The sequence below is a fragment of the Tardiphaga sp. P9-11 genome (genome assembly GCF_008329525.1).
Classification (GTDB): Bacteria; Pseudomonadota; Alphaproteobacteria; order Rhizobiales; family Xanthobacteraceae; genus Tardiphaga.
The window spans coordinates 481,972-495,058 of sequence record NZ_NPKQ01000001.1; the positions used below are offsets into that span (position 1 = coordinate 481,972).

Sequence of the window (13,087 nt, forward strand, 5' to 3'; positions counted from 1 at the left end):
CGAGCGTGCGGTGTCAGATCAGACGCCGCACGCTCCGCTTGCGCCACACCAGCATGTAATAGCTCATCTGCAGAAGGAACATGGCGCAGAAGGTGATGGGGTAGGCGGCCCAGACGCCATCGAGACCGATGGTGCGGCTAAGGATGACAGCCGACGGCACTTCGATGGCGACGATGGCGAAGACCAGCAGTGCCAATGGTGCGAACACCGTTCCACTGGCGCGCATCATTCCGGAGAAGGTGGTGGCCATGCCGAATAGAACCGAACTCCACAGCACGATGTGAAGGGATCGTTGTGCGAGTTCGAGCACCGCGGGATCGATGATGAACAGATTCATCAGGCTGCGGGAGAACAGGTAGGCGATCGTCACCAGCCCGCCGGTCAGGACGAGGTTCATCAGTAATCCGGTGCGGACCATGGCGCCGAGCCGGTCGGTATGGCCTCGGCCGATGGCCTGCGCGCCGAAGATCGAGACTGTGATCGAGATGGAGATGGCGGGAAACTGCACATAGCTCAAGACCTGGTTGACCGCGCCATAGGCGGCTGTGGCGTTGGAGCCAAAGCCGTTGACGAGGCCGAGCAGTACCAGTTCGGCCAGCGACATCACGGCCATGCCGACTGCGGAGGGAATGCCGATCCGCAGTACCTTGCGCAGCAGCGCGCCGTCCAGCCGGATGCTGCGCAGGAATTCCGCGTCCGGCGCGAGTGCGTGATGTTTGCGGCGCAGATACATGGCAAGCCAAAGCAGCGTGACTACGCCCGATACCGCCGAGGCGCAGGCGGCGCTGGCGACGCCAAGCCGCGGCAGGCCGAGCCAGCCCTGGATCAGTGCCGGCGTGACGGTGAGGCCGATGACCGTGGACATTGCGAGCGCCCATAGCGGCGTCACCGTGTCGCCGACGCCGCGCATCATCGATGTCATCAGAATGAAGATGAAGGTCGCCGGCATGGCCAGCATCATGATGCGGGCATAGGCGGTGGCTTGGTCGAGAACGTCCGGCGGCGTCGCGAGTGCGATCATCAAGGGCCGGCTGAACACTCCGCCGAACACGGCGATGATCACGGCGAGCAGAATGGCAACGGCGAGGGTCGTGCCCGCCACGGCCTTTACCTTGTGGCGCTCGCCGGCGCCCCAGGCCTGGCCGATCAGCACCGATGCGCCCGAGCCCAGCCCGACAACGAATGAGACAAAGAGGAACATCATCGGAAAGAATACCGATGCCGCGGCGAGCGCATTGGTGCCGATCATCTGGCCGACATAGATGCTGTTGATGGTGCCGAACAGCGATTGCAGAATATTGCTCAGCATCATCGGTGCGAGGAAGGCGAGAAAGCTCTTCCAGAGGGGCGGAGTGTTCGACACAGGCATTTCCTTGGGATGGACGTAACGGTCGATCACGCCGAGGTCGATTCTGCGCGATCGCTGAAGGCGAGCTTGATGATGTGATCGCGAATATCTTCGGGCCATGTGGCGATCAGGCCGGCAAAGCGCCGGCGATCGTCGGCGAACAAAGCGCGCGAGGCTTCCTCGAAGTTCGGCAGATTGCCGGCCATCGTCGACATGAAGTGATAGGCGGCATCGCGTGCTGCGCGCTGGCGGTCGCGGTCGCCATTGGCGCGGCGCGCGTCTTCCACAAGTTTGCGCAGCGCCACCGAGGCACCGCCGGGTCGGGCGCCGAGCCAATCCCAATGGCGCGGCAACAGCGTCACCTCGCGGGCAACCACGCCGAGTTTCGGCCGGCCGCGGCCGCGGGGCTCGGTGGGTGCCTCGGTATCCGGTTCGGTTGTCGGTGGCTGGGGCAGGCGGGCGATGATCTCGCGATGGCTGCCGCGCAAATCGAGATCCAGGGACCTGCCAGTGGCATTGTCGAAAATGATGATCGGGTCGGCGATTGCTCCAGTCGCGATCTTGATTGCGATGGCCACCTCGGCCAATGGCCCAGAAGCCAGCAGCTTCGGACCAGCAAAAGCGCTAAACGGAGGAACGGTCATTTCAGTCATGGGAATCAGCCCGTCTCATCATCAAGATCGACGCTAATTATACCCGGATAATATATCTGTCAATATTACCCGGGTGATATTTCTGCACGCCAGACCCCCAGAGGACCGCCATGCTCACCGTCCATCACCTCAATAATTCGCGCTCCCAGCGCGTGCTGTGGCTGCTCGAAGAGCTCGGCGTTCCCTATGAGATCATCAGATACAATCGGCAGCCCAACATGCTCGCGCCGCCGGAGCTGCGGGCGATCCATCCGCTCGGCAAGTCGCCTGTGATCACCGACAATGGCAACACGATCGCCGAGTCCGGTGCGATCGTCGAATATCTCGTCAAGACCTATGGTAATGGCCGGCTGGTCCCGCCCGATAATACGCCGGAGCGTCTGCGCTTCACCTATTGGCTGCATTATGCCGAGGGGTCGGCGATGCCGCCGCTGCTGTTGAAGCTGATCTTCATGATGCTGCCGAAGCGCGCGCCACTGTTGATGCGGCCGGTGGTCAATGCCATCGCGGCGAAAGCGCTGAACACACTGGTCGATCCGCAGCTTAAACAGCATATGGCGTTCTGGGAGGGCGAACTGTCGAAGAGCGATTGGTTCGCCGGTAACGAGTTCACCGCGGCCGACATCCAGATGAGCTTCCCGCTCGAGGCTGCCTCGGCGCGCGCGGGGCTGGAGCAAGGCCATCCGAAGGCGATGGCCTGGCTGACAAAGATCCACGCGCGGCCCGCCTATCAACGCGCGCTGCAGAAAGGCGGGCCGTACTCGGTGGGACGCTAGACCGTGGGAAAGCCGAACAGCTTCTGCGGATTGTAGGTGAGGATCCGATTGCGCACCGCCTCATCCGGCACCCAGTCCGCGAGCAGGTCGAGCAGATCGCTGACGCCCATCATCACATCCCAGTTCGCCACATGTGGCCAGTCGGAGCCCCAGATGCAACGATCCTGATTGGCGGCGATCAGCTTCTGCGCGAACGGAATCGTATCGCTATAGGGCGGGCCGCCCTGGACGCTGGTGCGATAAGCGCCGGACAAACGCACCCATGCGCCGTCGCGAACGAGTCCGACCAGGGCATCGAAGCCCGGATCGTCGATGCCACGTGATGTTGGGAAATGTCCCATGTGATCGACAAGGAACGGCACCGGCAGTTTCGCAAAGCGTGACGCCAGCGCCGGAATATCTTTGGCATCGATCAGGAACTGCAGATGCCAGCCCATTTCGCGGCAGAGCGAGGCGTAGTTCTCAAGCTGCGTGAAACCCATCCCGCCGCCATAAAGCACATTGAGGCGAAGACCGACGACGCCGGCTTCCTTCAACGCGGCCTTTTCCTTCTCCGGGCAATCCAGCCCGATCACTGCGATGCCGCGCAGCCGCTGACGATTGGCAGTGAGCGCATCTACCAGCAGGCGGTTGTCGGTACCGTGCACGCTGACTTGCGTCAGCACGCCGTAAGTCATGCCGGTCGCATCGAGCATCGATAGATAAGATGCAGCTGTGGCTTCCGGTGGTGTGTAGCTGCGGCCGGCGACGAACGGATAGTCTGGTGGCAGACCGATCACATGGGCGTGGGTATCGACGGCGCCACGCGGCACGGTGAACCGTGTCGCGCTGCGCTGGGTCGGTTGCGGCCCCGGGCAAGCCCGAGGTTCGCTGGAGGATGAATCAGGCGTCTGCATAGAGAATACGTCCGCGGGTTTCAGGCAGCGCGAAGGCTGCGAGGAAGAACAGGCCGTAAGCCAGCACCGCGAAGATCGCGATGGCATTGCCGAGGCTGGTGGTGTTGGACAGCGCGCCGACCAGGAACGGGAACAGCGCGCCGATGCCACGGCCGAAATTGTAGCAGAAGCCCTGCCCCGATCCGCGCAGACGCGTTGGATAGAGCTCCGTGAGGAACGCGCCCATGCCGGAGAAGTAGCCCGACGCAAAGAAGCCGAGCGGGAAGCCGAGGATCCACAGCACTTCATTGGTCAGCGTCACTTGCGTGTAGACCAGAATGACCGCGATGGCGCCGAGCGAGAATGTCAGGAACAGGTTGCGGCGGCCGATACGGTCAGCAAGCCAGGCGCCGACAAGATAGCCGATAAAGGAGCCGATAATCAGCGCCGAGAGATAGCCCGTTGACGAGACGATCGACAGCTTGCGCTCGGTGGTGAGGAAGCGCGGTACCCAGAAGGTGATGGCGTAGTAGCCGCCCTGGCAACCGGTCGCAGCGAGCGAGGCGAGAATCGTGGTCTTCAGCATCGGCCCGGCAAAGATCTCGCTGAGCTTCGGCCGGTCGCCACTGGCGTTCTGCTTGGCACGCGTTTCGACGGCGATGGCCGGTTCCTCGACATAGCGACGCAGATACAGCACCAGCAAAGCCGGGAGTGCGCCGATGGCAAACATCCAGCGCCATGCGGTTTCTGGCGGCATGTACGAGAACAGGATTGCCTGCGACAGCACGGCGAGACCCCAGCCGATTGCCCAGCCGGATTGCACCGAGCCGACGGCGCGGCCGCGATATTGCGGGCGGATCGCTTCGCCCATCAGCACCGCGCCGGCGGCCCATTCACCGCCGAAGCCGAGGCCGAGCAGCGCACGCGCTACCAGCAGCTGATCGAAATTCTGCACGAAGGCGCAGACCAATGAGAAGAACGAGAACCACAGGATGGTGAGCTGCAGCGTGCGCACGCGGCCGATACGGTCGGCGAGATATCCACCGAGCCAGCCGCCGATGGCGGATGCGAGAAGTGTGACGGTGCCGGCGAGACCAGCGGTGCCGGGATCGACCTTCCACATCAGGATGATGGTGCCGATCACCAACGGATAGATCATGAAATCCATGCCATCGAGCGCCCAGCCAGTGGCGCAGGCCCAGAACGTGCGACGCTCCGGCGGATTCATGTCGCGATAGAAAGCCAGAAGGCTGGTGTCTTCAATCTCCGCGCGCTCGATGGCGCCGGGATCGGCTGGTCTGTTGCTGCTCAAGATCGTTCCCCCCCTGTTGTGGTCTTGGTTCGGGGGCGCCCATCCGTACCCCCTTGGGAGCACCGGATATGTCTTCGGACGTTAGTATCCAGATGCCTCAGCGCCACGCGTACGCGGATCAGGAGCACCAAGCAAGCCGTCCGGCGTCACCAGAATAGAATTGGCCGAAGTCTGTCCCATGGGCTCGATCACCTTATGGCCCATCGCACGCAGTGCATTGAGAGCTTCCTCGCTGAAGCCGCGTTCGATGCGGACTTCATCGGGCAGCCACTGGTGGTGAAGGCGCGGTGCGGCCACGGCTGACATCACGTCCATTTTGTAGTCGATCACATTGACGATCACCTGCAGCACCGTCGAGATGATGCGGCTGCCGCCGGGGGACCCCGTGACGAGCACCGGCTTGCCGTCCTTCAGTACGATGGTCGGCGACATCGATGACAACGGTCGCTTGCCCGGGCCGGGCAGGTTGGCTTCGAAGCCGACCAGACCGAAGGCATTCGAGGCGCCGGGTGCCGCGGTGAAATCGTCGAGTTCGTTATTCATCAACACGCCCGTGCCATCGGCGACGAGGCCGACGCCGTAGGGAAAGTTGAGCGTATAGGTATTGCTCACAACATTGCCGGCCGCATCGACCACGGAATAGTGGGTTGTATTCTGCCCTTCGCGCGGCGGCACCGCAGAAAGCGCATCGGTCCATGGCGTCGCTTTGTCGGAATCGATCGAGGCACGCTGTTTGGCGGCGTAGTCTTTCGATGTCAGTATCGCAATCGGCGCGTTAACGAATGCGGGATCGCCAAGATAGCGCGCGCGATCGGCATAAGCGCGTTTCATCGCCTCGATCAGCAGATGCAGTGACGGCGCCGAACCTTGCCGCAAGGTTGCCACTGGAAAGCCCTCGAGGATGTTGAGTGTTTCCAACAGCACCGTGCCGCCGGACGACGGCAGCGGCATCGAGACGATGTCGTAGCCCCGATAGCTGCCGCGCACCGGCTGGCGGATCACCGGTTGATAGGTCTTGAGGTCTTCGATCGCGAAAATGCCGCCAGCCTTGTTGATGCCATCGACCAGCCTCTGCGCCACCGGGCCTTCATAGAATCCGCGTGGTCCTTGCGCCGCGATCGCCGTCAATGTCGCAGCAAGGTCGCTCTGGATCAGCGTATCGCCCGGCTGCAGCGCTGTGCCATCGGTGCGTGAGAAGATCTTGACCGATGACGGCCAGCGCGCGGTGCGTCGCTGCAGGTCAGGCAGCGTGGCGGCGATATCGTCCGCCACGACGAAGCCGTCGCGCGCCAGCGCAATCGCGGGCTGCAACAGATCCGCCAGGGTGAACTTGCCGGAGCCGTATTTTTCCAGCGCCAGCGCAAGTCCTGCCACCGTGCCGGGGACGCCGATGCCCAATGCGGAGTCGCGCGATTTCGCGATATCCGGCTGGCGGTCGCTGCCGAGAAACATGTCACGGGTGGTGGCGGCCGGCGCAGTCTCGCGGTAGTCGATGGTGATGTCCTCGCCGGCAGCCGTATGGATCACCATGAAACCGCCGCCGCCGATATTGCCGGCGCGCGGATAGGTGACGGCCATGGCGAAACCGCTCGCAACAGCTGCATCGATCGCATTGCCACCCCGCGCCATGACATCCGCTCCGACCTTGGCGGAGATCTTCTCCTGGGCGACGACCATGCCGTGTTTGGCAGTGACGGGCTTGAGTGTGCCCGCCGGTGCAGGAGTATAGATGTCACGCGTCTGTTGCGCGTTTGTCGATGCTGGGAGGATGAGTATAAACGCGAGTGCTGCGACGCACGTACAACGCAGAAAATCAAACGGTGCCATCGATCACTCCGGCTGACAGCGAACATGATCGCATCGCCGTCTCGAATGCTATATGGCTTGTGAAACGTACGAGACAACACTCTGTGATTCGCGGGGGATACCACGCATGGCGGTCGCCGCCGCTTCATCAGCCTCTGTGACAGCCGTGCCAAAAACCTATCCACCGCGCTCCGCGGTGATCAGCTGGATGTTTTTCGACTGGGCAGCCCAGCCTTACTTCAGTCTCATCACAACCTTTGTCTTCGCGCCTTATTTTGCCACGCGCGTGGCATCCGACGCCGCCACCGGGCAATCGCTGTGGGGCTTCGCGACCGCCGCCGCCGGACTGATCATCGCGCTGGCATCGCCGATGCTCGGCGCGATCGCTGATGCAAGCGGTCGCCGCAAGCCGTGGATCGCAGGCTTCGGCGCGATCTTTGTGATCGGGGCCTGTATCATGTGGATAGGCAAACCCGGCGATCCCGCTATCATCCTGCCGCTCCTGATCGCCTATGGCCTCGCGACCATCGGCGTGGAATTCGCCACTGTCTTCAACAATGCGATGATGCCGACGCTGGTGCCGCTGGATAAAATCGGTCGCCTGTCCGGCTCCGGCTGGGCGCTCGGTTATGTCGGCGGCATTCTCAGCCTCATCATCGTGCTCGGCTTCATGGCCGCCAACCCCACCACGGGACGCACGCTATTCGGATTGGTCCCGATCCTCGGTCTCGACCCCACGACATTCCAGGGCGATCGTATTTCGGCACCTCTGTCGGGATTGTGGTTCGTCGTCTTCGTGCTGCCGATGTTTCTGCTGACGCCCGACTTTCCCGCGAAGGTTTCTGCGCGGAGCGCTGTGCGGGAGGGTCTCGCCGATCTCAAGCACACGCTCGCTGAATTGCCGAAGCATCGCTCAATGATGGCGTTCCTGCTTGCCAACATGATCTACACCGACGGGCTGGTGTCGCTGTTTGCGTTCGGCGGCATCTACGCGGCCGGCACCTTCGGCTGGAATACGATTCAGATTGGCACTTTCGGTATCGTTCTTGCTATCGCCGGCACCTTCGGCGCCTTCATGGGCGGCAAGCTCGACGATGCATTGGGACCGAAGCGCGTGATCACCGGCAGCATCCTGCTGCTGCTGATCTCGATCATCGCTATTCTGCTGATCGATAGCGAGACGATCTTCTTCATCAAGGTCAGGCCGCCAGTGCCTGGTGGCGGTTTGTTCGCGGCGCCTGCAGAGAAGGCCTATCTCGTTTTAGGTTGCCTGATCGGCATGGCGGGCGGCCCGCTGCAGGCGGCGTCGCGCACGCTGCTGATCCGGCTGGCGCCGCAGGATCGCATTGCGCAGTTCTTCGGTCTGTTCGCGCTGACCGGGAAGGTGACATCCTTCATAGGACCGTTGCTGATCGGCCTCGTGACCGCGGTAACCGCCAGCCAGAAGGCCGGCATGGCGGTGCTGGTGCTGTTCTTCGTCGCAGGCCTCGGCCTGCTCGCGCGCGTTCGGGAAGACTAGGGTGCGCGTGCCGGATATCTGCACGCGATTCCTTATTTTCGCTCAGCGGCCATGAGCATTTCAACAAAGGCGGTCACCTTGCGCGGCCGGAATTGTGCCGCAGGGTAGACTGTGTAGATACCGCCGGACGGCAGCTGCCATTCCGGGAGGACGTGGCTCAGACGCCCCGAGGCCAGATCTTCGGCCACCAAGAAATCCGGCAAAACGGAAAGCCCGCCACCGGCTTTGACTGCCGCGAGTACTCCTGGGGTCGTGTCGATGGCAATGCTTGCCTGCATGCGCACCGTCCGTCGTTCGAGGTCGCCGCGCGAGAACTGACAGAGTAGTGGTTCGCGCAGCGCCATGTTGGCAATGAACGGCATAGCGGCGAGATCCTTTGGATCGTGGGTGGCCGCGATCCGATCCGCGATGGCAGGAGCACTGACCAGCAATTGTTGGAAGGATCCGATCTTGCGAGCCTGCAGGCTGGAATCTGCGAGCCAGCCGACCCGGATCGCCATGTCGATCTTGCCGGAGGTGAGATCCATTGTCTGGTCGCTTAGCGTCTGCTCTACGCGGCAGCGGGGATAGCGTGCCGTGAAAGCCGTGACGACCGGAACGACCACTGCGATGCCGTAGTCATTGGGTGCGGTGATGCGCAGGGTGCCGGTCGGTTCGGCAGCCGCCTGGGCGAGTTCGTTGAAGGCATCCTCCGCTTCCCGCAAGATCATGACGCAACGTGCGTGAAACATGCGGCCGGCCTCGGTCGGATGGACGCGCCGCGTGGTACGGACGAGAAGGCTGGTCCGCAACTCCTGTTCGAGTTGCGTCACCTGCTGGCTCACCACGGCCTTGGTGATGCCGAGCCGCTCTGCCGCGCGCGTAAATGAGCCCGTATCAACGACCGCGGCGAAATAAGCCAACCGGTTCAGGTTCATCGTGATGACCGTGAGGAATGGACAGATTGTAAGTCAATAGCATACATTCTGTCAGGTTTGTTGGCCTTATTCGATCATTCGGCGCGTGCCATACATCGCGTCCAAGGAGACCGATATGGCCGCTACCACGCAGATCACCTATCTCTTCGATCCGCTCTGCGGCTGGTGCTACGGCGCTTCCGCGATTCTCGAAAAGCTTGCCGCTCTGCCGGACTTCACCATAGCGCTAGCTCCAACCGGCCTTTTTGCCGGGTCTGGTGCCAGGCCGATGGACGACAGTTTTGCCGCCTATGCCTGGGCCAATGACCAGCGCATTTCCCGCCTGAGCGGACAGCCCTTCAGCGAAGCCTATCGCCGCAATGTCCCTGGGGATCACACGCGGCTGTTCGATTCCGGCCCGGCGACGCTCGCGATCACCGCTGTCGCCCTCACTGCCCCGGACCGGGAGTTCGATGCTCTCAGGGCCATCCAGAATGCACGCTATGTCGAGGGCCGTGACAACACGGACATCTCGGTTCTCTCGGATGTGCTGCGCGCGTTGCAGTTGCCGGAGATTGCCGATCGCCTGGCTGTTCCTGACGAGGCGTTGCTCGCTGCTAACCGCACGCGCCTCGATGCAGCACGTGCCGAGATGCGCCGATTTGGCGCCGATGGTGTCCCAGCCCTCATTGCGAGCAACGGGGACAGCCGACGTCTTCTCAGCACGAATAGTCTGTTCGGCAGCATCGAGATGCTCGTCGACGAACTGAAGGCAGCCTGAGTTCTGGCGATCAATAACGACAGGCGGGCCACGCCTGAATTTTCATGACCCACTCGCACAGGAGATATCCATGTTCACCAGGAGAATCATCGTGAAAGCAACTCTGGCCGCCGGCGCAGCCGCTGTGTTCGCTCCGGAGGGAACGGGCAACGCGGCCGGTGGGCTTTCGTGGAAGCACTTCCCCGCCGGACCAAAAGGTTTCTTTCGCGCCCCCGTGCTCATTACCGGCGCGTCCGAGGCTGTTCTGATCGATGGCGGCTTTACCTATTCAGACGGCCGGGCCGTAGCCGACGCAATCAAGGCGACGGGCAAGAAGCTCACCAGCATCTATGTCAGCCAAGCCGACCCGGATTACTACTTCGGTCTCAAGCCGATCAAGGAAGCTTTCCCCGACGCGCGGGTGATTGCAGCATCCGATACGGTGGCCGCCATCAACGGCAATGTGGAAAAGAAACTCGCCGCCTGGGGGCCGCAACTCAAGGAAAACGGCCCGCAGACGCTTGCCGATGTCGTCATTCCCAAGGCTTTCGACGACAAGAAACTCAGCGTCGATGGCGAGACCATCGAGATCGTCGATGCTGAAGGGCTGGCCAGCCGGCGCTATCTCTTCGTGCCGTCGCTGAACGGGGTGTTTGGCGGGGTCATGATCTTTGCGGGTGTGTATGTCTGGACCGCGGATTCACCGACCAAGGAACAGCGCGTTGCATGGGTGGCCAATCTCGACAAGATTGCCGCTCGCAAGCCGGCCATCGTCGTGCCCGGTCACATGACGCCGGACGCCGCCACTGACCTCTCGGGCGTTGCGCACACCAAGGCTTACCTTATCGCCTTCGAGGAAGAACTGGCCAAGGCCAAAAGCTCGGCCACGCTGAAGAGCGCCATGGAAGCCCGCTTCCCAGGCCTCGGCATGGGTGTTGCCCTCGACATCGGCTCCAAGGTCGCCACCGGCGAGATGAAGTGGGGCTGAGATGGGTGCCAATCTCGATCTGATCCGGGCTACCTATGAGGGATCATCGTCGGAAGAGAACGGCCGCAATCTGCTGGCCGCTCTCGCCCCTGATGCCGCGTGGACCGAAGCCGAGGGCTTCCCTTACGCAGGAACCTGGGACCGGAGGCGATTGTGGCGGGCGTGTTCCAGCGCCTTGCCACTGAGTGGATAGGCTACCGCGCCGACGTTCACGAATATCTTGAAGACGGCGACCGTGTCGCCGCCTTTGGCATTTACTCCGGGACCTACAAGGCGACAGGCAAGTCTATGCGGGCCGCCTTCGCACACCTCTATCGGGTAAGGAGTGGCAAGATCGCGCGCATGACGCAATATGTCGATACGCTCATGGTCCAGCAGGCCTTGGCTCCGTAGCCTGATTGCGTCGCTCGATGCGACGATCAAGCGCCTTCGTGTATCGGTCGGCTGGGGAGCCGCTGGCTTCGCAGCCGGGCTCCTCAGGACCGCAACTAGTGCTTGAAGTGGCGAACGCCGGTGAACACCATGGCGATGCCGGCATCGTCGGCCGCCTTGATCACTTCATCGTCGCGGACCGAACCGCCGGGCTGGATAACCGCAGTGGCTCCGGCCTCGATGGCAACGAGCAAGCCATCGGCGAACGGGAAGAATGCGTCTGAGGCGACCACCGATCCCTTGGTCATCGGCTGTGCAAGCTTCATCTCGATGGCCGCATCCTGCGCCTTGCGGGCTGCGATGCGCGCGGAATCGATGCGGCTCATCTGGCCGGCGCCGATGCCGACGGTAGCGAGGTCCTTGGCATAGACAATGGTGTTCGACTTGATGTGCTTGGCCACGCGAAACGCAAATTTGAGATCGCGCAGTTCGGCGTCGGTCGGCTGACGCTTGGTCACGGCCTTCAGCACCATGTCGTCGACAACCGCATTGTCACGGCTCTGGATCAACATGCCGCCAGCGACAGTCTTCGCCGTGAAGCCCGGTGCGCGCGGATCCGGCAATGCGCCAGCCAGCAGCAGGCGCAAGGTCTTCTTGGCGGCGACTATGGCGATGGCTTCCTCGGTGGCGTCAGGCGCGACGATCACTTCGGTGAAGATCTCCGTGATCACGCGCGCGGTATCTGCATCCAGCGTCTTGTTCAGCGCGACGATTCCGCCGAATGCCGAGGTGGAATCGCAAGCCAGTGCCTTGCGATAGGCCTCAACCAAGCTGCTGCCTTCAGCGACGCCGCAGGGGTTGGCGTGCTTGACGATGACGCAGGCCGCGGTGCGCTTGGGATCGAACTCGGCGATGCATTCATAGGCCGCATCGGTGTCGTTGATATTGTTGTAGGACAGTTGCTTGCCCTGCACCTGCCGCGCCGAGGACACGCCGGGACGCAGTTCGGGCGTGCGATAGAACGCGGCGGTCTGGTGCGGGTTCTCGCCGTAACGCAACGCTTCGACGAGCTTGCCGCCGACGGCCCGGAAATCCGGCGCGGTGATTTTCAACTGATCGGCAAACCAGTTCGAGATCGCGGCGTCATAGGCGGCAGTGCGGGCATAGGCCTTGGCTGCCAGACGGCGGCGCAGCGTCAGCGTGGTCGCGCCCTTGTTGGTCGCGAGTTCATCGAGCACCGACTGATAATCGGAGGGCTCGACGACGACGGTGACGTCGTCATGGTTCTTGGAGGCTGCGCGGATCATGGCCGGGCCGCCGATGTCGATATTCTCGATACAATCCTCATAGGAGGCGTTCTTCGCGACAGTCTCCTCGAACGGGTAGAGGTTCACGACGAGCAGATCGATCTGCGAAATTCCGTGATCCTTCATTGCCTTGGCGTGTTCGGCATTGTCGCGGATCGCGAGCAGGCCGCCATGAACCTTGGGATGCAGCGTCTTGACCCGGCCATCCATCATTTCCGGGAAGCCGGTGAGATCGGACACATCGGAGACCTTCAGGCCCGCCGCAGCGATCGCCTTGGCGGTACCGCCGGTGGAGACCAGGTCGATGCCGTGGGCGGACAGCGCGCGTGCAAATTCGATCAGCCCGGACTTATCGGAAACGGACAATAGAGCGCGAGTAACCTTGCGCGGATGGTCGGTCATGATGCGTATCCCGTGGGAGAAGACCGCCGCGTAGCATGGTTTCGCGGTGCAAGAAACCGCAAGGGCTTGCATG

The 13,087-nt window shown here is 62.3% G+C and carries 12 protein-coding genes; 5 read left to right on the top strand and 7 right to left on the bottom strand.

Annotated features, from left to right (window positions below; genetic code table 11):
• Positions 1-13: 13 nt before the first annotated feature.
• Together CIW50_RS02255 and CIW50_RS02260 are read right to left on the bottom strand one after the other, a co-directional pair.
• Positions 14-1,369, bottom strand: a complete 1,356-nt coding sequence (locus tag CIW50_RS02255) for an MATE family efflux transporter (RefSeq protein ID WP_149530368.1) — start codon at positions 1,367-1,369, stop codon at positions 14-16.
• A 26-nt stretch (positions 1,370-1,395) separates the two neighbouring features.
• The gene (locus CIW50_RS02260) at positions 1,396-2,001 is read right to left on the bottom strand and encodes a DUF2239 family protein (protein WP_246664102.1); all 606 of its coding nucleotides are present in this window, start codon (positions 1,999-2,001) and stop codon (positions 1,396-1,398) included.
• Between the two features lie 110 nt (positions 2,002-2,111).
• Between CIW50_RS02260 and CIW50_RS02265 the strand changes: the two genes are divergently transcribed.
• Positions 2,112-2,777: a glutathione S-transferase family protein gene (locus CIW50_RS02265; protein WP_149529652.1), complete on the top strand. Its 666-nt coding sequence runs from the start codon at positions 2,112-2,114 to the stop codon at positions 2,775-2,777.
• On the opposite strand, the gene CIW50_RS02270 is transcribed toward CIW50_RS02265, so the two are convergent.
• The 3 genes from CIW50_RS02270 to ggt form a co-directional block, all read right to left on the bottom strand.
• The gene (locus tag CIW50_RS02270; protein ID WP_149529653.1) at positions 2,774-3,673 is read right to left on the bottom strand and encodes an amidohydrolase family protein; all 900 of its coding nucleotides are present in this window, start codon (positions 3,671-3,673) and stop codon (positions 2,774-2,776) included. The genes CIW50_RS02265 and CIW50_RS02270 overlap by 4 nt on opposite strands.
• Positions 3,660-4,880 (bottom strand): MFS transporter, encoded by a 1,221-nt coding sequence (locus CIW50_RS02275; RefSeq protein WP_149530370.1) that lies wholly within the window; start codon positions 4,878-4,880, stop codon positions 3,660-3,662. The genes CIW50_RS02270 and CIW50_RS02275 overlap by 14 nt, the downstream gene beginning before the upstream one ends.
• Positions 4,881-5,045: 165 nt before the next feature.
• The gene (gene ggt / locus CIW50_RS02280) at positions 5,046-6,791 is read right to left on the bottom strand and encodes a gamma-glutamyltransferase (protein WP_149529654.1); all 1,746 of its coding nucleotides are present in this window, start codon (positions 6,789-6,791) and stop codon (positions 5,046-5,048) included.
• Between the two features lie 106 nt (positions 6,792-6,897).
• Between ggt and CIW50_RS02285 the strand changes: the two genes are divergently transcribed.
• On the top strand, positions 6,898-8,289 hold the full coding sequence (locus tag CIW50_RS02285; RefSeq protein WP_149529655.1) for an MFS transporter: 1,392 nt from the start codon (positions 6,898-6,900) through the stop codon (positions 8,287-8,289).
• Between the two features lie 32 nt (positions 8,290-8,321).
• Here CIW50_RS02285 and CIW50_RS02290 read toward each other — a convergent pair whose 3' ends face one another.
• Positions 8,322-9,206 (bottom strand): LysR family transcriptional regulator, encoded by an 885-nt coding sequence (locus CIW50_RS02290; protein WP_149529656.1) that lies wholly within the window; start codon positions 9,204-9,206, stop codon positions 8,322-8,324.
• Between the two features lie 115 nt (positions 9,207-9,321).
• Here CIW50_RS02290 and CIW50_RS02295 point away from each other — a divergent pair, with 115 nt between their 5' ends.
• From CIW50_RS02295 to CIW50_RS29410, 3 genes are all read left to right on the top strand, one after another.
• Positions 9,322-9,966, top strand: a complete 645-nt coding sequence (locus tag CIW50_RS02295; RefSeq protein ID WP_149529657.1) for a DsbA family protein — start codon at positions 9,322-9,324, stop codon at positions 9,964-9,966.
• 70 nt (positions 9,967-10,036) lie between these two features.
• A complete protein-coding gene (locus tag CIW50_RS02300; RefSeq protein ID WP_172980195.1) occupies positions 10,037-10,933 on the top strand; it encodes an MBL fold metallo-hydrolase in 897 nt (298 codons plus the stop codon).
• Positions 10,934-11,086: 153 nt separating this feature from the next.
• Positions 11,087-11,326 (top strand): nuclear transport factor 2 family protein, encoded by a 240-nt coding sequence (locus CIW50_RS29410; RefSeq protein WP_246664103.1) that lies wholly within the window; start codon positions 11,087-11,089, stop codon positions 11,324-11,326.
• A gap of 95 nt (positions 11,327-11,421) precedes the next feature.
• Here the strand turns inward: CIW50_RS29410 and purH are convergent, their stop codons facing one another.
• Positions 11,422-13,014 (bottom strand): bifunctional phosphoribosylaminoimidazolecarboxamide formyltransferase/IMP cyclohydrolase, encoded by a 1,593-nt coding sequence (purH, locus tag CIW50_RS02310; RefSeq protein ID WP_149529658.1) that lies wholly within the window; start codon positions 13,012-13,014, stop codon positions 11,422-11,424.
• Between the last annotated feature and the right edge of the window lie 73 nt (positions 13,015-13,087).